This window comes from Labrys sp. Lb11, assembly GCF_057554225.1.
In genome coordinates this window covers 285,368-303,204 of the sequence record NZ_BAAJOT010000005.1, presented here as the reverse complement: position 1 = coordinate 303,204, position 17,837 = coordinate 285,368, and the positions used below count along the sequence as shown (strand labels likewise).

General features: G+C 69.9%; 12 protein-coding genes. 5 read left to right on the top strand and 7 right to left on the bottom strand.

Annotation, left to right across the window (positions count from 1 at the left end; all coding sequences use genetic code 11):
• Nucleotides 1–120 precede the first annotated feature (120 nt).
• Genes AC27L4_RS19985 through AC27L4_RS19975 form a run of 3 tightly spaced genes read left to right on the top strand, consistent with a single transcriptional unit; the run spans nucleotide 121 to nucleotide 3,550 of the window.
• Nucleotides 121–1,494 (top strand): aminotransferase family protein, encoded by a 1,374-nt coding sequence (locus AC27L4_RS19985; protein WP_487144118.1) that lies wholly within the window; start codon nucleotides 121–123, stop codon nucleotides 1,492–1,494.
• Entirely contained in the window at nucleotides 1,494–2,762 is a 1,269-nt protein-coding gene (locus AC27L4_RS19980) for a Zn-dependent hydrolase (RefSeq protein WP_487144117.1), read from the top strand. Before AC27L4_RS19985 ends, AC27L4_RS19980 begins: the two co-directional genes overlap by 1 nt.
• Nucleotides 2,759–3,550 carry an SDR family NAD(P)-dependent oxidoreductase gene (locus tag AC27L4_RS19975; RefSeq protein ID WP_487144116.1) on the top strand — a complete coding sequence of 264 codons (792 nt, stop codon included), beginning with the start codon at nucleotides 2,759–2,761 and terminating at the stop codon, nucleotides 3,548–3,550. The genes AC27L4_RS19980 and AC27L4_RS19975 overlap by 4 nt, the downstream gene beginning before the upstream one ends.
• Before the next feature lie 153 nt (nucleotides 3,551–3,703).
• Here AC27L4_RS19975 and mmsB read toward each other — a convergent pair whose 3' ends face one another.
• The 5 genes from mmsB to galE all read right to left on the bottom strand — a co-directional run bounded on the left by mmsB (nucleotide 3,704) and on the right by galE (nucleotide 9,489).
• Nucleotides 3,704–4,684, bottom strand: a complete 981-nt coding sequence (gene mmsB / locus AC27L4_RS19970) for a 3-hydroxyisobutyrate dehydrogenase (RefSeq protein WP_487144115.1) — start codon at nucleotides 4,682–4,684, stop codon at nucleotides 3,704–3,706.
• The gene (locus AC27L4_RS19965; RefSeq protein WP_487144114.1) at nucleotides 4,620–5,681 is read right to left on the bottom strand and encodes a 3-hydroxyisobutyryl-CoA hydrolase; all 1,062 of its coding nucleotides are present in this window, start codon (nucleotides 5,679–5,681) and stop codon (nucleotides 4,620–4,622) included. The genes mmsB and AC27L4_RS19965 overlap by 65 nt, the downstream gene beginning before the upstream one ends.
• Complete coding sequence (locus tag AC27L4_RS19960) at nucleotides 5,678–6,826, bottom strand: acyl-CoA dehydrogenase family protein (protein WP_487144113.1); 1,149 nt, start codon at nucleotides 6,824–6,826, stop codon at nucleotides 5,678–5,680. The genes AC27L4_RS19965 and AC27L4_RS19960 overlap by 4 nt, the downstream gene beginning before the upstream one ends.
• A gap of 47 nt (nucleotides 6,827–6,873) precedes the next feature.
• A complete protein-coding gene (locus AC27L4_RS19955) occupies nucleotides 6,874–8,214 on the bottom strand; it encodes an acetyl-CoA hydrolase/transferase family protein (RefSeq protein ID WP_487144112.1) in 1,341 nt (446 codons plus the stop codon).
• Between the two features lie 279 nt (nucleotides 8,215–8,493).
• Complete coding sequence (gene galE / locus AC27L4_RS19950; RefSeq protein ID WP_487144111.1) at nucleotides 8,494–9,489, bottom strand: UDP-glucose 4-epimerase GalE; 996 nt, start codon at nucleotides 9,487–9,489, stop codon at nucleotides 8,494–8,496.
• A gap of 233 nt (nucleotides 9,490–9,722) precedes the next feature.
• On the opposite strand from galE, the gene AC27L4_RS19945 reads away from it, so the two are divergent.
• Nucleotides 9,723–9,965, top strand: coding sequence for a hypothetical protein (locus tag AC27L4_RS19945; RefSeq protein ID WP_487144110.1), 243 nt, complete (start codon nucleotides 9,723–9,725; stop codon nucleotides 9,963–9,965).
• Nucleotides 9,966–10,055: 90 nt separating this feature from the next.
• Here the strand turns inward: AC27L4_RS19945 and AC27L4_RS19940 are convergent, their stop codons facing one another.
• Nucleotides 10,056–13,043, bottom strand: a complete 2,988-nt coding sequence (locus AC27L4_RS19940; protein WP_487144109.1) for a PAS-domain containing protein — start codon at nucleotides 13,041–13,043, stop codon at nucleotides 10,056–10,058.
• Between the two features lie 410 nt (nucleotides 13,044–13,453).
• Between AC27L4_RS19940 and rimO the strand changes: the two genes are divergently transcribed.
• On the top strand, nucleotides 13,454–14,806 hold the full coding sequence (gene rimO, locus AC27L4_RS19935; RefSeq protein ID WP_487144108.1) for a 30S ribosomal protein S12 methylthiotransferase RimO: 1,353 nt from the start codon (nucleotides 13,454–13,456) through the stop codon (nucleotides 14,804–14,806).
• 87 nt (nucleotides 14,807–14,893) lie between these two features.
• Here rimO and AC27L4_RS19930 read toward each other — a convergent pair whose 3' ends face one another.
• Nucleotides 14,894–17,758: a hypothetical protein gene (locus tag AC27L4_RS19930; protein ID WP_487144107.1), complete on the bottom strand. Its 2,865-nt coding sequence runs from the start codon at nucleotides 17,756–17,758 to the stop codon at nucleotides 14,894–14,896.
• Between the last annotated feature and the right edge of the window lie 79 nt (nucleotides 17,759–17,837).

Genomic DNA, 17,837 nt, shown 5'->3' with positions numbered 1-17,837 from the left:
AGTGACAGGATCCGGCGGCGTCAAGCGGCTTGAAATCCGGATGCGACGGAATTGACAGCTCGCATGCGACATGCGTACGTTTCCGAAAAATGGTATAAACTTCTTTTTTATGGAAACGTCATGAACCAATCAGCCTGGCCGGCGCGGGGTGGACCGCAGGACCTGTTCTACAGCCGCGCCAACACGCAGGGCCTTCCGACGATCGTCCGCGGCGAGGGCATCTTCGTCTTCGACGGGCAGGGCCGGCGCTACTACGACGTCGTCTCCGGCGCCTTCACCGCGGCGCTCGGCCAGGGCAACCGCCGCGTGCTCGACGCCATGCGCCGGCAGGGCGAGACGCTGACCTATTCCTATGTCCGGGTTTCCCGCCACGAGCCCAATGCAGAGCTGACGCGCCGCATCACCGACCTGTCCGGGCCCGGCTATGAGCGTTGCCACCTGACCTCCGGCGGCTCGGAGGCGGTGGAGATGGGCATCAAGTTCCTGCGCCAGTACGCCCTCGCCAAGGGCATGGCCGCAAAGACGCGCGTCATCACGCTGATGCCCTCCTATCACGGCGGCACCCTGGCGACGCTGGGCTGGACCGGCGACGAGGACATCCCGGAGGTCTGGCACGGCATGACCGTGCCCTCGGCCAAGATCCCGGCGCCCCTCTCCTACCGGCCGAGCGAGGGCGTCACGGCCGAGGACGGCGCACGGGCGAGCGCACGGGCGCTGGAGCAGACGATCCTGGAGCTCGGCCCGGAGACGGTGCTCGCCTTCATGTTCGAGCCGGTCGGCGGCCAGTCGACCGGCGCCAACGTGCCGCACGACCTGTTCTTCGAGGAAGCGCACCGGATCTGCCGGCGCCACGGTGTGTTCCTGGTCTATGACGAGGTCATGGCCGCAGTGCGCACCGGCAGCTTCCTGGCGGCGCAGCGCCGCCCGACCTGCCGGCCCGACGTGGTGATCACCGCCAAGGGCATCGGCGCCGGCTATGTGCCGATGGGCGTCATGCTGGCGCCGGCGGCCATGGTCGACGAGCTCGCCGGCCTCACCGGCTTCAACCTCTCCCACACCTACAACGCCAACCCGATCGCCTGCGCCGCCGGCGCGGCGGTGATGGACGAGATCGTCGAGCACGGGCTGATCGAGCACGCCGCCCGCGTCGGCGACCATATCCGCAAGCGCCTGGAGGCGCTGAAGGAGCGCTCGCCCGTCGTCGGCGACGTGCGCGGCGAAGGGCTGCTGCTCGCCATCGAATATGTCCGCGACAAGCGCAGCAAGGCCGTGTTCCCCGCCGAGATCTACGCCAGCGACCGCATCCGCCAGATCGGCCTGTCGCATGGGCTGATGCTCTATGCCCGGCGCCAGAACAAGGGCCGCTTCGGCGAATGGTCGATCGTCTCCCCGCCCCTGACGATCACCCTCGAGCAAGCCGACGACATGGTCGACCGGCTGGAACGCACCCTGGCCGATTTTACCGACGAGATGACCCGCAAGGCGATCCTGTGATGACCGAGCGCTCACCGACCACCACCAATCTGCGGATCGACGGCCGGCGCCTCTGGGACAGCCTGATGGCCATGGCCGAGATCGGCGCCACCGAGAAGGGCGGCTGCCGCCGCGTCGCCTTCACCGACGAGGATCGGCGCGGCCGCGACCTGTTCCGCGCCTGGTGCGAGGCCTCCGGCCTCGGCGTCACGGTCGACACCTTCGGCAACATGTTCGCCCGGCGCCCGGGCCAGGCCGACCTGCCGCCCGTGCTGATCGGCAGCCATCTCGACACTCAGCCGACCGGCGGCAAGTTCGACGGCGTCTACGGCGTGCTCGCCGGCCTGGAGCTGGTGCGCACCCTGGACGATGCGGGCATCGCGACGCAGCGGCCGATCGAGATCGTCAACTGGACCAACGAGGAAGGCGCGATCTACCGCTCGATGATGGGATCGGAGGTCTTCACCGGCGCCCTGGCGCTGGAGGACGCGCTGGCGCTGACCGACCTCGACGGCCGCCGCCTCGGCGACGCGCTCGATGCCATCGGCTATCGCGGCCCGGCCGGCCTGTGGACCTACCCGGTCCATTGCTACTTCGAGGCCCATATCGAGCAGGGGCCGGTGCTGGAGGCTCACGGCACCACCATCGGCGTGGTCACCGACGGCATCGCCTTCCGCCGCTACGCCATCGTCATCGAGGGCCAGGAGGCCCATGCCGGGCCGACGCCGATGGCGATGCGCCGGGACGCCATGGTCACCGCCGCCGCCATCGTCGGCGCGACCCATGCGCATGCGCTCGGCGTCGACGGGGCCCGGGCGACCTTCGGCTATCTCAAGGCCTATCCCGGCGTGCCGAACACCCTCGCCGGCCGGGTCGAGATGAGCGCGGACCTCCGCCACAAGGAGGACGAGGTGCTCGACGCACTGGAGGAGCAGTTGCGCCGCGAGATCGAACGGGTCTGCCGCGAGCAGGGCACCAAGGCGAGGCTCGACCGCGTCGTCACCTCGCCGCGCATCCGCTTCGACCGCACGCTCCGCGGGTACATCGCCGAGGCGGCGCGCGCCCTCGGCTACAGCCACGAGGAGATCGTCAGCGGCGCCGGGCACGATGCCTGCAACATCGCCCGCCGCATCCCGGCGGCGATGGTCTTCATCCCCTGCAAGGACGGCATCAGCCACAACGAGGCCGAGAGCGCCGAGCCGGCCGACTGCACGGCCGGCTGCGACGTGCTGCTGCGAGCCGTGCTGGCCGCGGCCAACGACACGGCCGCGCTGGAGACGCCGCAATGAGCGCCGGCCGTCCCGTCGCCATCGTCACCGGCTCCTCCTCCGGCATCGGCGCCGCCTGCGCCCGCCGGCTCGCCCGCGCCGGCTTCGACGTCGTCGTGACCTTCGCCCGCAATGCCGAGGGCGCCAGGGCCGTCGCCGAAGCCTGTGCGGCCGAGGGCGCCGACACCGTGGTGGTCGGCGGCGATGTCGCCCAAGACGCCGACTGCCGGGCCATCGCCGACGCTGCCGCGGCGCGCTGGGGCCGCATCGACGTGCTCGTGAACAATGCCGGCACCACGCGCTACGCCGACCCGCGCGACCTCGACGGCCTCGATGCCGCCGATTTCCAGCACATCTTCGGCACCAACGTCACCGGCGCCTATCAGATGGCGCGGGCCGCCGCGTCCCTGCTCAGGGCTGCGCCCCGGGGGGCCATCGTCAACGTCTCCTCCCATGCCGGGTTCTCGGGCTCCGGCTCCTCGCTGGCCTACGCCGCCTCGAAGGGCGCGCTCAACACGCTGACGCTCGGGCTTGCCCGGGCGCTGGCGCCGGAGATCCGGGTCAATGCGGTCTGCCCGGGTTTCGTCGCCACCGATTGGGGCCTGGCCTGGCAGGACGAGGAGACCTATGCGGCGTTCCAGCGCCGCGCCGCGGCCATCGCGCCGCTGCGGCGCATCCCCACCGCCGAGGAGGTCGCCGACTGCGTCGCCTGGTTCGCCACCGGCGCCGCCGTCATCACCGGGCAGTTGCTGGTCGTCGACGGCGGCACGCACCTCACCGTCGGCAGCCCGGTGGCAGCCCCGGCCTGACGGTGTCCTCAGCCGGTCCGGCCGCCGGACCGCTGCCCCACCAACCACCGATCCGCCGGGACGGCGGTTAGGCCGGCTTGCCGACGTCGTCAGAGCATCCATGGCCGGGGCGATGGCGCGGGCAAGCAGACCGTCGTACCTGCGGGACGGCGGTTACGCCGGCAAAGCGGAGACGGCCTTGGCCGATGAAGCCGCGCGGATCGCCTGGATGATGGCGGAGTAGTCGAGCCCGGCGCCGCCGCCGTCGGCAAAGCGCTGGAACAGCTCCGCGGCGTGGCGGCCGAGCGCCGTCTCGGCGCCGGCGGCAGCCGCCGCCTGCTGCGCCAGCGCGAGATCCTTCAGCATCAGCGTCGTCGCGAAGCCTGGCACGAAGTCACGGTTGGCCGCGCTCGCCGACACCAGGCCGGGGACGGGGCAATGATGGGTCAGGGCCCAGCACTGGCCGGAGGAGGAGGAGGCAACGTCGAACAGCGCCCGGTGCGACAGGCCGAGCTTCTCGGCCAGCACGAAGGCTTCGCTGATGGCGATCATCGAGATGCCGAGGATCATGTTGTTGCAGATCTTCGCCGCCTGCCCTGCCCCGGGGCCGCCGCAATGCACCACCCGGCTGCCCATGGCCTCGAGCAGCGGCCGCGCCCGCGCCACGGCCGCATCGTCGCCGCCGACCATGAAGGTCAGCGTCCCGGCCTCGGCTCCGGCGACACCGCCGGACACGGGCGCATCGATGGCGGCCATGCCGGCCGCTGCCGCGAGGCGATGAGCCTCGCGCGCCGACTCGACATCGACCGTCGAGGCATCGACGAAGAGCGTGCCGGGCGAGGCCGCGCCGAGCAGCGCGTCGCGATAGAGAGCCGTCACGTCGCGGCCGGCGACCAGCATGGTGACGACGACGTCGGCGCCCTGCGCCGCCGCAGCGGCCGAACCCATCGCCGCCACGCCGGCCTGCGCCGCCGCGGCGACGGCGCCGGGATTGATGTCGTGGCCCTGCACCCGGTGCCCGGCCTTGGCCAGGTTCGCCGCCATGGGACGCCCCATATGGCCGAGACCGACGAATCCGATGATCGCCATGTCAGTCCTCCCGCAGGGAAAGGCCGAGCTCCACTGCGCCGAGGCTGGCGAAATGGCGCTCGACATCGCTCGCCGCGACGTCCTCCAGCCGGGCCGGCCGCCAGGCGGGCGACCGGTCCTTGTCGACCAGGACGGCGCGGACGCCTTCGACGAAATCGGGGTCCCGGATACGCGAGAGGGTCAGCCGATAGTCCCGGTCCAGGCAGGCTTCGAGCCCGCCGCCGTGCCGGCGCTGCCGCCGCAAGGCCGCGAGCGCGAGCTTCACCGACCCGGGCGAGGCGGCCGCGAGGGCCTCGGCCGCCCGCCCCGCCCCGTCCTCGGGCGCGGTCCGCAACGCCGCGAGCATCGCTCCGGCGTCGTCCCCGGCATAGCAGCGGTCGATCCAGGACCGCGCCGCGGCGAGGCTGCCGACGCCGGGCGGCTCGCAGAGCGAAGCCAGCAGGGCGTCGACTTCGGCCGCGCCGGTACAGCCCGCCAATCCGCGCCGCGCCGCGTCGAGGCGACGGGACGCGATGCGGCAGTCGGCGAAGCCGCAGGCGATGGCATCGTCGGCGCCGAAGCGGCCGCCGGTCAGGGCCAGATGCGTGCCGAGCTCGCCGGGGGCGGCGGCGAGCAGCAGGGCGGCGCCGACATCGGGATGAAAGCCGATCCAGACTTCCGGCAGGGCCACGACCGCGCGCTCGGTCACCACCCGGCGGGACGCATGGCAGCCGATGCCGACGCCGCCGCCCATGGTGGTCCCGTCCATCAGCGCGACCACGGGCTTGCCATAGCGGGCTATGCGGGCATCGAGGCGGTATTCCTCGCCGAAGAAGGCGGCGCAGGCGGCCCAGTCGCCGGCCTTGGCGGCATCGTGGATCGCCCGGATGTCGCCGCCGGCGCAGAAGGCCGGGCCGGGCACGGCGTCGATCACCACCACCGCCACGGCCTCGTCGTCCTGCCAGGCGTCGAGCGCGGCGGCAATCTGCCGGACCATGGCCAGCGTGAGGGCGTTCAGGGCCGCCGGCCGATCGAGCGTGATGCACCCGGCACTGCCCTCGACGGCGATGGCGACGCCGCTCATGGCCGCGCCTCGACGAGCGACCGCGCCACGATCAGCCGCATGATCTCGTTCGAGCCTTCGAGGATTTGGTGCACGCGCAGGTCCCTCACGATCTTCTCGATACCGTAGTCCTGGAGATAGCCGTAGCCGCCGAGCATCTGCAGCGCGTCGTTGGCGACGGCGAAGCCGGTGTCGGTGCACACGCGCTTGGCCATGGCGCAGAGCCTCGTCGCGTCGGCATCTCGGCGGTCGAGCGCCGCCGCGGCTCGCCAGAGCAGGCTGCGGGCCGCCTCCAGATCCGTCGCCATGTCGGCGAGCCGGAACTGCAGGGCCTGGAATGCGTCGAGGCGCTGCCCGAAGGCCTGCCGCTCCCCCATATAGGCCAGCGCCTTGTCGAGGGCGGCCTGGGCGCCGCCGAGCGAGCAGGCGGCGATGTTGAGCCGCCCGCCGTCGAGAGCCTGCATGGCGATGCGGAAGCCGCCACCCTCCTCGCCGAGGCGGTTGTCAGCCGGCACGGCGCAATCCTCGAAGAGGACGGAGCGGGTCGGCTGGGCATTCCAGCCCATCTTGTGCTCCGGCGGCCCGAAGGAAAGCCCCGGCGTCCCGGCTTCGACCACCAGCGCCGTAATGCCGGCCGGCCCGGAGGCCCCGGTGCGGACCATCACGACGTAGAAGCCATCGGCCGTGCCCGCCCCGGAAATGAACTGCTTGCGGCCGTTGACCAGATAATGGTCGCCACGCAGCACGGCCCGCGTCTTCAGGGCCGCGGCATCCGAACCCGAATCCGGCTCGGTGAGGCAGTAGCTCGCGAGCCTGGCCATGCCGAGCAGGCCGGGCAGCCAGCGCTCGCGCTGCGGCTCGGTGCCATGGGCCTCGATCATCGACGCCACCATGTTGTGGATCGAGATATAGGCGGCGATGGTCGGGCAGCCCTGCGCCAACGCCTCGAAGACGAGCGTCGAATCGAGGCGCGACAGGCCGCTGCCGCCCCGCTCGCCGGCGACGCAGAGGCCGGCCATGCCGAGCCCGGCCGCGGCGCGCAGCACGTCGACGGGGAAATGCCGGTGCCGGTCCCAGTCGAGCGCATGCGGCGCCAGCTCCTTCGCGGCGAAGCCGCCGGCCATGGCACGGATCGCGGCCTGATCCTCGTCGAGCGCGAAGCGCATGGCGCTCCCTCCTGCGGAGCCGACCCGGCCGAACCCCGGCCGGGCTCTCAATCCCCCAGGAAACCCCGCGGGATCAGCCTGTGCTCATGGGCCTCCCGCTGCAGGCCCTCGCGGAAATCGGGGTGGGCGATGGAGATCAGCGCCTTCGCCCGCTCGGCCACCGACTTGCCCTTGAGATTGACCATCCCGTACTCGGTGACGACGTACATCACGTCGGTGCGCGGGGTGGTGACGATATTGCCCGGCGTCAGTCCGAAGACGATGCGGCTGCGCCTGTCGCCGCGCTTGTCGTAGGTGGAGGAAAGGCAGAGGAACGATTTGCCGTGCTGCGAGGCATAGGCGCCGCGCACGAACTGCAGCTGGCCGCCGGTGCCGCTGAGATGGCGGTGGCCGTCCGACTCCGAGGCGGCCTGGCCCTGCAGGTCGATCTGGGTGGTGTTGTTGATCGAGACGACCCGCTCGTTCCGCATGATCACGTGCGGCAGGTTGGTGTAGTCCACCGGATGCGAGAACACCTCGGGGTTGCGATGGATGATCTCGTAGAGCCGGCGCGAGCCTGCTGCGAACGTCATCACCATCCTGCCGCGGTCGATCGCCTTGCGCGCCCCGGTGACGAGGCCGGCCTCGTAGAGGGCGGCGATACCGTCGGTCATCATCTCCGTGTGGATGCCGAGATCGCGCAGGCCGCTCTCCCGGAGCATGGCGCAGACAGCGTTCGGCATGCCGCCGATGCCGATCTGCAGGCAGGCCCCGTCCTCGATCTCCGAGACGATCAGGGCGGCGACCTGGCGGTCGACCTCGGTCGGCGGCGGGTTGGCGCTCTCGGGCGGCGATTGGTCGTCGCCCTCGATGACGTAGTCGACCTCGCCGGCATGCACGCCGTTCTGCGCGCCGAAGACGTAGGGCATGCCGGGACAGGTCTCGACGATGATCGTCCTCGCCCGGTCGGCGATGGCGCGCTGATAGGTGTTCGAGGCGCCGAAATTGAAGACCCCGTCCGCATCCATCGGGCAGGTCTTCAGCACCAGGATGTCGACCGGGTCGATGAAGCGGCGATAATAGTCGGGCGCCTCGCCGAAGTTCATCGGGATGTAGGTGCAGCGTCCCTGGTCGTGCTGGCGCCGGTCATAGCCGGAAAAATGCCAGTTGAAGACGTGGAAGCGGCCCCCCTCGGCGTCGGCCTCCAGGCTCGGGCGCGGCCGCAGGCTGAGGCTGGAGCGGATCTTCACCGCATCCAGTTCGTCCCTGCGGGCGGCGAGCGCCTGGTCGAACAGGTCGGGCTGCGACAGGCCGAAGCCGTAGTCGAGCCACATGCCGGACCGGACCAAGGCAGCGGCGGCCGCGGCGGAAATCGGGGTGGCCGACTTGTTGCGCGTCACATACGTCACAGCGGCACCTCCCGCCTCTGGATCGCGGCTCCTTGGTTCGCTCCGGCCGCGGGAGCCGGGCGGCCTGTTCCTGGCGGCCGGACTTCGGCCACACGGCGTCGCGATCGACGCTCCGGGCCGATTATGGTCGACGGTGCCCCGTCGTTGCAACCATTCGGATCCGTCGGACCTCCGCCGCCCGCTTCCGGCTGTGCCGGCCTCGACGTCGGCGCCCCAGGTCGCGGGGCCCGCGTCGCGGCGCGGGTCGACCGTTCCGGCTTGCGCGAAGGGCTCGCCGCGTCAGGCGACGGTGTCGTTGCGGGTCGCCAGCCGCCGTTCCCAGGCATAGGCATGGGAGACGATGGTCTCCAGATCGTCGAGCCGCGGCCGCCAGCCGAGCTCGGACAGGATGCGGGCATTGCCGGCGACCACGGCCGCGGCGTCCCCCGGCCGGCGCGGTGCCAGCGACACGGGAAAGTCGATGCCGGAGACCTGCTTGACCTTGTCGATCACCTCCAGCACCGAATACCCCCGGCCATAGCCGCAGTTGAACGTCCGGCTGTCGCCGCCGTCGCGCAGATAGGCGAGCGCCGCCGAATGGGCGGCGACGAGATCGCTGACATGGATGTAGTCGCGCAGGCAGGTACCGTCGGGCGTCGCATAGTCCGTGCCGTAGACCTGCATGCCCTGGCGCACGCCCAGCGCCGCCTGCACGCCGACCTTGATCAGATGCGTGGCGTTCGGGGTGGACTGCCCCGCCCTGCCCTGCGGATCGGCCCCGGCGACGTTGAAGTAGCGCAGGATGACATGCGACATGCCGTGCGCCCGGCTGGCGTCGCGCAGGATCATCTCGGTCATCAGCTTGGAGGTGCCGTAGGGCGATTCCGGCTGCAGCGGCGCGTCCTCGGCCACCGGCAGCGTCCGCGGCGTGCCGTAGACGGCGGCGGTCGAGGAAAAGATGAAGTGCCTGACGCCGCCGCGCACCGCCGCCTCGATCAGCGTGCGGGCATTGGCGGTGTTGTTGCGGTAGTAGCCCAGCGGATCGGCCACGGAATCCGGCACCACGATCGAGGCGGCGAAATGGATGACGGCGCGCACCTCATGCGCGCCGATGATCGCGGCCACCAATCCCTGGTCGCCGGTCTCGCCGACGAACAGCGGCACGTCGCCGGGCAAGGCCCAGCGAAAGCCGGTCGACAGATTGTCCAGGACGACGACACGCTCGCCGGCGTCGCGCAGCGCGTGCACCATATGGCTGCCGATATAGCCGGCGCCCCCCGTGACCAGAACCGTCATGCCTTCTCCCCGTCGCGCGATCGGCGATCGCGCTGCAACCTAGTTTGTCTGACTTTACATTGGCCTAACGGGACAAAAACCGTCTTCGAATGGTCATTGTGTTGTCGCGATCGGCCGATACGTGGTAATTCAAGAGTGTTCGGTGCTCCAAGATCAGGACCGGTGACATGAATCACCGGCGCCTCCCGGCGGAGGATGGAGCCGGCACCCGAGCAACAGGGAAGGTAGCGAAGATGATGCCACTTCCGACTGTGTCCGGCCGTGTGTTCGAACCAGGAGAAATCGCCATCCTCGACGAAGCGTTCCGCCTGTCCTGGCAGACGCTCAGCGCCGAGGATGCACCACGTTTCCGCGACCGGCAGGGCTATTATGCCCGCGAGACCATCGCCAAGATGGTCATCGGGCGCGCCACCGCCGGCGAGCGCGATCCTCACATCCTGTCCCGCAGCGTGATCAAGGCCATGGACGTCGGCTGACGCCGGCGCCCCGACCGGCCATCCCCCCGATACGCGCCCCATGCGGTGGCGGGAGCGCAGCCTGCCCCCGCCTCCTCCGCAGACAAGGCTCTATGATGCCGCCGGCACCGACAGCCCGGTGCTCATGACCGTCGTCCGGGCTTTGCCGCGCCTGCGGTCGCCGGGCCCCAGCTCGGCCCAGCCTGCGCGCTCCCCCAGGAACTCGGCGATCACGGGACCTGGACGCGGGGGGCTGAAATAGTAGCCCTGGATCTCCGTGCATCCCTGGTCGCGCACCTGGCGCATCTGCTCCTCCGTCTCCACGCCTTCCGCGGTCGTGGCCATGCCGAGGCTGGCGCCGAGCGTCGCCACGGCCCGGATGATGGCCAGGCAGTCGCTGGTGTCGCCGAGGTCGCGCACGAAGGAGCGGTCGATCTTGATCCGGTCGAAGGGGAAGGAGCGCAGATAGCTCAGCGAGGAATAGCCGGTGCCGAAATCGTCCATGGCGATGCGCACGCCGAGCGTGCGCAGATGGTGCAGGGTGGAGAGCGTCAGCTCGTTCTCGGCCAGCAGGACCGACTCGGTGATCTCCAGCTCGAGCCGGTTCGGCGGCAGCCCCGTCTCCGCCAGGATGGCGACCACGGTCTGCGTCAGGGTCCGGGCCTTGAACTGCGCCGGCGACAGATTGACCGCCACCTTGACCTCGCTCGGCCAGTTCAGCGCCTCGAGGCAGGCGGCTCGCAGGACCCAGGCGCCGAGCGGGATGATCAGGCCGCATTCCTCGGCGAGCGGAATGAACTCGGAGGGCGGCACCCTGCCGCGCTCGGGATGGTTCCAGCGCAGCAGCGCCTCGCAGCCGGTGACGGTCTGGGTGCGGGCGTCGAACACGGGCTGGTAATGCACCTCGAACTGGTCGAGGGCGAGCGCCTTGCGCAGGTCGAGCTCGAGCGCGCGCCGGGCGTTGACGCGGGCGTCCATCGCCGGCTCGAAGAAGCGGCAGGTGTCGCGCCCGTCGGACTTGGCGCGATAGACGGCCATGTCGGCGTTCTTGAGCAGCGTGTCCACCGCCACGCCGTCGCCGGGCGCGAAGGCGATGCCGACGCTGGCGCCGACCACCACCTGGTCGCCGTCGATGTCGTAGGGCGCGGAGAGATCCTCGATGATCCGCCGGCCGAGCGCGCCGGCCTGCTCCGGCGTGTCGATCCGGGGCTTGATCACGACGAACTCGTCGCCGCCGAGCCGGGCGACCATGTCGTCGTCGCCGACGCAGGCCTTCAGCCGCTCCGTGACGTCCTGCAGCAGCTTGTCGCCGGCGGAGTGGCCGAGCGCGTCGTTCACCGCCTTGAAGCGATCGAGGTCGATGCTGATCACGGCCAGCCGCTCGCCGCGCCGCACCCGGGCGAGCGCCTCCTCCAGCCGTTCGCGCAGCTGCGCGCGGTTGGGCAGGCCGGTTAGGGCGTCGTGGCCGGCGAGGTAGCGGATCCGGGCCTCGGCCCGCAGGCTATCGGTGATGTCCTCATGGGTTGCGACATAGCCGCCGCCCGGCACGACGTTGTGGCGGATCTGCACGGTGCGCCCGTCCATCAGCGGCACCTGGATGGCGGCGTTGCGCCCGGACTGGGCCGCGTCGGCGGTGATCCGGAAATACCCCTCCACGTCCTCCGGCGCATTGCCGAGCATCACCCGATGGCGCAGGATTTCGGTCAGCGACGTGCCGGGCCGCGTCATCTCGGGCGGCAGGGCATACATGTTCGCATAGGTCGGATTGCATAGGATGATCCGCCCGTCGATATCGAACAGGCAGACGCCGTAGGGCATGTTGTCGATGGTCGCGTCGAAACGCCGGATCTGCTCTTCGAGCGCCCGCTCGGCCAGGGCCTGGGCGGTGACGTCCTCATAGGTCAGCAGCCAGCCGCCGTCGGACATCGGCGTATAGGTGATCAGCATGATGCGGCCGTCGGCGAGGTTGTGCCGCAGCGAGCCTGGCCGGCGCGGCGACAGGCGGGCCCGCCAGTCGGTCCGCACGGTCTCGATGTCGGCATCGCCGTAATGGCCGAGCCGAACCGCCAGCGCGATCAGGTCCAGGCCGCGCATGCCCAGGCGGATGCTGCCGACGGGATAGCCCGCCACCTCCATGACCCGGCGGTTGAACATCCGGATTTGGAAGGCGGGATCGAACATCACCAGCCCGTGGCGGACATTGTCGAGCGTGATCTGGTGCAGCGACGCCTGTTCGGCCAGCGCCCTCTCCGCCAGGACATGGGCGGTCACGTCCTCGAAGGTGAGCAGCCAGCCGCCGTCGGACATCGGTGCGCGGGTGACGGTGATGACGCGTCCGTCCGGCAGGTCGTGCTGCACGGTTCCGGGTGTGCGCGCCCCGACCCACTGCGCCCAGAGCGCCTTGACCTCGTCGGGCGTCGTGCCGCCGTAGTGGCCGGCCTCGATCGAAAGAGCCATCAGCCGGTCGCCGGAGGTGCCGACCGCCACCGAACCCTGGGGATAGCCGGCCACGGCCATGACGCGGTGGTTGATCATGCGCACGCGCAAATCCGCATCCACCATCATCAGGCCATGCGGCACGTTGTCGAGCGTGGCCTGGAGCAGGCTCGCCTGGATCGACAGCTGCCGCTCCTGGGCGCTGAGACGCGCGTTCTGCCGGCGGAATTCGCCGCTGACCATGGCATGGGCCCGGTTCGAGATCTCCAGCTGCGACCGCGTCTCGTCGGACCGGTCCTCGGCCCTGCTCCGGGCGAGGAGCGAGCGAACCAGCTCCGCCTCGGCCCGGCTGCCCGGCTCGGCGAAGAAGATACGGTGCGGGAAGAGGGCCGAGGCCGGATCGGGCGTGGGGGACAAGGGCAGGACGAGCAGGAGCGTCGGGCCGGCCGCGGCCATCCGATGGGCGATGTCGAGGCCGCCCGACCTGGTGCGGACGATTGCCAGGGCGAAGGGCGAGCCGGCGTCCTGCGCCCGCTGCACGGCCTCGACGGCGGCCGCGCCGGAGGCCGTCTCGATCCTGGCCCGGCCCTCGACCATCGGCGTCGCCGCTCCGGCGCCCGTCGCGTGGCCGACGACAAGAATCCTGAGTTCGCCCCCTGTCATTCGAACCGCCTTCGAATCCGAACGCTCCTGATCGTTTTCGGCCCTCGCCGCTGGCCCGGCACCTTGCCCGACAACTTATCGGTAAGTGCATACAGCCTGAATTTCGGCTCCGCAAAACCAATACTGCAATACGAAATCCTACTTATCGTGACCGACCTTCAACAAGCAATACCTGCGCTTGCTGCATTGCAACAACATGGCTGCCAACCCAGCACACATTCGTTGATGATTTGATGATATCTCTGCTTAGATTTTTGTTTTGATGGAGATTCCGGTCGAAAAATCCGCAGGCGGCCACGTCGGACCTTGCCGGAATCCAAGGCAGGAATCGCCGAGCCGGGACGACCGATTTGCATTCAATCGGCTGTTGTGAGCAAAGAACGCGCAAACTACAGTTAATGGAGCAAGTCATGGCGCTCATCGACGCCCCCGAGCAAGAGGCCGACGGCCGGACCGCGCCGACGGTCTCGTTCGTCTCGCTCGGCTGTCCCAAGGCGCTGGTCGATTCCGAGCGCATCCTGACCCAGCTTCGCGCGGAGGGCTACGGCATCACCCGCAGCCATCACGGCGCCGACCTGGTCATCGTCAACACCTGCGGCTTCCTCGACAGCGCCAAGGCCGAGTCCCTGGCCGCGATCGGCGAGGCCATGGCCGAGAACGGCAAGGTGATCGTCACCGGCTGCATGGGCGCGCAGCCAAGCGAGATCCGCGACCATTTCCCCGGCGTGCTCGCCGTCACCGGCCCGCAGCAATACGAGACCGTGGTCGCGGCCGTCCACGAAGCCGCGCCGCCGGCGCACGATCCCTTCGTCGACCTGGTGCCGCCGCAGGGCCTGAAGCTGACGCCGCGCCACTACGCCTATCTGAAGATCTCGGAGGGCTGCAACAATCGCTGCTCCTTCTGCATCATCCCGCAACTGCGCGGCGACCTGGTCAGCCGCCCGGCGGCGGAGGTGATGCGCGAGGCCGAGAAGCTGGTGAAGGCCGGCGTCAAGGAGCTCCTGGTCATCAGCCAGGACACCAGCGCCTACGGCGTCGACATCCGCTATGCCGAGAGCCTCTGGCGTGACCGGCCGCTGAAGGCCAGGTTCGCCGACCTGTCCGCGGCGCTCGGCGAGCTCGGCGTCTGGGTGCGCATGCACTACGTCTACCCCTACCCGCATGTCGACGACGTCATCCCGCTGATGGCGGACCGCAAGATCCTGCCCTATCTCGACATCCCCTTCCAGCACGCCTCGCCCACGGTGCTCAAGGCGATGCGCCGGCCCGGCAACCAGGACAAGACCCTGGAGCGCATCCGCCGCTGGCGCGAGGTCTGCCCGGACATCACCCTGCGCTCGACCTTCATCGTCGGCTTTCCCGGAGAGACGGACGAGGACTTCGAGATGCTGCTCGACTGGCTGCAGGAGGCCCAGCTCGACCGCGTCGGCTGCTTCCAGTACGAGCCGGTCAAGGGCGCGGTCGCCAACGATCTCGACCTCACCCCGGTGCCGGACGAGGTGAAGGCGTCGCGCCACAAGCGCTTCATGGCAACGCAGCAGTCGATCTCGACCCGCAAGCTGAGGGCCAAGGTCGGCAAGCGCCTGCCGGTGATCATCGACGAGCCCGGCCCGACCGTGGCCAAGGGCCGCTCGATGGGCGACGCGCCAGAGATCGACGGCGCCGTCTATGTCGCCAGCCGCCGCCCGCTGCGCCAGGGCGATATCGTCACGGTGAAGATCGAACGCTCCGACGCCTACGACCTGCACGGCATGGCGGTGTAGTGCTTCGAAGGCCGTCAAAGCAAGGGCCGGAACCGCTCTCCCTTGCGGGAGAGGGAGCCTGCGCTCCTGTCGGCCGCTGGCGTCGCGTCACGGCGTCGGGACCGGCACCGTGCCGCTGCTCACCACCTTCAGTTTCCAGCCCTCCGCCTCCGTGTCGGCGAGGTTGAGGCGGCCGGTCAGGAAGGCAAGGCGTTCGACGTCGGCGCCCTTGGCCGTGCAGAAGCGATCCTGCAGGTAGAAGGGCGGAATGGCCTGGTAATAGAGCGTGGCGCGCACACCGGCGGGCTTCGTGCCCTTCGGCAGATCGGCGAGCGGCACCTCGTAGCGAAGCGAATCGCCGCCGCCGCCAACATAGTCGGGATCGTCGCCGACCGCGGTCGGCCCGACCTCCTCGGCCAGTTCGTTGCCGGCACCGAGCGCCTTGGCGATCTCGCGCCGGGTTTCGACCGGCAGGGTGCCCTGCGGCATGATGCGATTGTCCTTCACCTCGGCGCAGATGGACAGGAAGCTCGTCGTCAGTTCGCCCGACGGCGCCGCGTCATGGCCGCACTGCGGCGCCGCGGCATCGACCGGCGGCGCCGAGACCAACTCCTGGTAGATCTGCGCCTGGTCCTGCCGGCTGATCGCCTGGAAATGCGGCTGGTGCGGCCGCCTGCCCGGCTCGAGACGGGCGGAGCAATCGTCTTTCCACCAGAATTCGCCCTCGATCGGGGTGCCGTCCTGGTCGACGATGGCGCCGGCGGCGTTCGTGCGTCCGGATGCCCAGATGGTTTCGCCGTTCTGATCGAGCACGTCGAGGGCGACGAAGGCGCGCCGGAACCCGACGCCGGACGGGAACTTGTGGCCGACCTTGCTGGTGACCCGCACCGTCATCCCGAGCGCATCGGCCCCGAGCGTGACGCCGTCGACGGCGATCGTCGCGGTCCGTTCCGTCGCCTGGTCCAGCATCGCCTGTTCGGTGGCGCGCAGCGGGTCGAGGCCGCGCCCCACCATCATCGGGTCCCGCGTCCGAATGCCGAGGATGTCGGGGAACTGCTGCGCCATCCTGACCAGGAAGACGTTGAGGCCGACCAGCGTGTGCCTGGCGAAGCCCTCGCGCACCGGGAGGTCGGGCGCGGCGCCGTTCTCGGCTTCCGGAAAACTCGACTTCTCCTGGATGCTCGCAATCTTGCTGCGGGTCGGACTGCCGTCCGCCTCCTTGGAGGGCATATGGCAGCTCTGGCAGGACTCGGCGAGCGATCCGGCGCCGGCGGGCAGCGGGCCGTCCGCCGTCGTGCCGACGCGATAGGCGCTGAACGCCCATTCCGGATAGGTGGTCTGCTCGTAGATATGGGCCAGCGTCTTGCCCGCCTGCACCACGGGCAGATGCACCGTATGGCACGACCCGCAGGCTTCGGACGAAGCGATCGCCGTATTGTGCACCGGCTTGTTGCCGAGAGCGGTCTGCATCGGCGCCTCCACCGGCTTCTCGAACGGCCCGATCAACGCGTTCGGCGCACCGACGAGAAAGCTGCCGGAAAAGGTCCTGGCGAAGCCGGAATTGTCCGGGTTGAGCAGCGCCTGCCGTTCGGCCACGCAGGCATTCTGGGCCTCGCCCGCGACCGCGGCGCTCGCCTTGTCGCCCAGCACCATGCGATGGCACGCCGTGCAGGTGACGCCGTCCCGCGCCAGTATGCCGTAATTCGCATGGGGCGCGGTCGGGTTGCCGGCCGGCCACGGCACCGCATCGACCATGTCGCGGGTGAAATCGGGGCATGACCCGTTCAGCTTGTGCTGGTCGATGCGGAACTGGCGCTGTCCGCCGATGCCGTGGCAGCCCAGGCACGTGGTCTGCACCTCGCCGGCGATCGAGGGGTGGAAGGTCTGCGTCTCGCTCGCAAGCTGGGCAAAGAAGATCGGATCGCGCCCGGCCAGCCCCATCGGCGATGAGCGCCAGGTGCCGTAGGGCGAGAGGTTGAGGAGGAGATCGCCGCCATGCGGGTTGGGCCGGGTCATGTCGAACTGAAGGCCGGTGGTCCCGGCATCGTGGCAGCCCAGGCACTGGCTGGAGGTGAGGAAGGTGTCGGACGGCTTCGGCCCGCCGGCGCCCACCCAGGTGTTGTCGTAGGTCTCGGACGGCATCTTCGCGACGCTCTGCGCATCCGGCATCTTCAGCACATAGGCGCGCAGCGCCGCGATCACGGCGTCGTCGGGCTGGAACAGCGGCTGCCCGAGGCGCCGGTCGACGGTCGGTGGCAGCACCACGGCCGCATCGCGCGACGGCGCGGACGGCGGCACGGTCTCGAAGAAGTCCTGAGCGAGGAAGGAGAGCGGCTCGCCCGCCTCCCCGGCGATATTCCTTGGCGAGGCGAAGGTCAGATTGTTGGCCGCGGACGCATGGCAATTCATGCAGTATTGCGCGAAGCCCATGTTCGGCAGGCTGTTGGCGCTGTCCGGCGGCCAATCCGGCGTCCAGCCGCTGGAGGAGCCGAAGCCGTACCAGCCCCAGAACCAGCCGTCATGCGAAGCGCCGCTGTCGCGGATCATCACGGCCGCGCCGTTGGCCGGGAACAGTTTCAGCGGATCGACGTCGCGGCAGGACGAGGCCGGCGCCGGGACCATTTCCTTCACCATCATCGCGCCGTCCGGGATCGGCGGCGGATCGGCCGGGCCGGCGCCCCCGGCTGGCCGGTTGGCGCGCAACCAGGCGGCCATGTCCGGCGAGTACCAGATCATGACGGGTGCATGCGTCCCGAAATCCCTGCCCTGCCAAGTATTGCCGGAGAGGGTGGCGACGAACGGCCCGGCCTCGCGCACGAACTTGTCATGCACCCAGCCGGCCGCTTGGTCGCGGTGGCAGTAATGCCCGAAGAACTGGTCGAGCCTGGCTTCATAATCGGCAAGCGGCAGCGCCGACGGCTTGCGCACCGCCTCCTCGAGGCTGCGGCAGAGCGCCGGGTCGGACGCGACCATGGCATCCGAGCGCTCGGCGACACAGACGGCCCGAGCCGCGCCCGGCAAAGCCGCAACGACAAGCGCTGCCGCGATGAGC

Bases quoted from the DNA above. Each gene is read 5' to 3' on its own strand.
- rimO (WP_487144108.1), top strand. From the start codon at position 13,454: ATGGCGCTCATCGACGCCCCCGAGCAAGAGGCCGACGGCCGGACCGCG.
- AC27L4_RS19930 (WP_487144107.1), bottom strand. From the start codon at position 17,758: ATGGTCGCGTCCGACCCGGCGCTCTGCCGCAGCCTCGAGGAGGCGGTG.
- mmsB (WP_487144115.1), bottom strand. From the start codon at position 4,684: ATGTCGAGCGCCATTTCGCCAGCCTCGGCGCAGTGGAGCTCGGCCTTT.
- AC27L4_RS19975 (WP_487144116.1), top strand. From the start codon at position 2,759: ATGAGCGCCGGCCGTCCCGTCGCCATCGTCACCGGCTCCTCCTCCGGC.
- AC27L4_RS19940 (WP_487144109.1), bottom strand. From the start codon at position 13,043: ATGACAGGGGGCGAACTCAGGATTCTTGTCGTCGGCCACGCGACGGGC.
- AC27L4_RS19945 (WP_487144110.1), top strand. From the start codon at position 9,723: ATGATGCCACTTCCGACTGTGTCCGGCCGTGTGTTCGAACCAGGAGAA.
- AC27L4_RS19965 (WP_487144114.1), bottom strand. From the start codon at position 5,681: ATGAGCGGCGTCGCCATCGCCGTCGAGGGCAGTGCCGGGTGCATCACG.
- AC27L4_RS19985 (WP_487144118.1), top strand. From the start codon at position 121: ATGAACCAATCAGCCTGGCCGGCGCGGGGTGGACCGCAGGACCTGTTC.
- AC27L4_RS19980 (WP_487144117.1), top strand. From the start codon at position 1,494: ATGACCGAGCGCTCACCGACCACCACCAATCTGCGGATCGACGGCCGG.
- AC27L4_RS19960 (WP_487144113.1), bottom strand. From the start codon at position 6,826: ATGCGCTTCGCGCTCGACGAGGATCAGGCCGCGATCCGTGCCATGGCC.
- galE (WP_487144111.1), bottom strand. From the start codon at position 9,489: ATGACGGTTCTGGTCACGGGGGGCGCCGGCTATATCGGCAGCCATATG.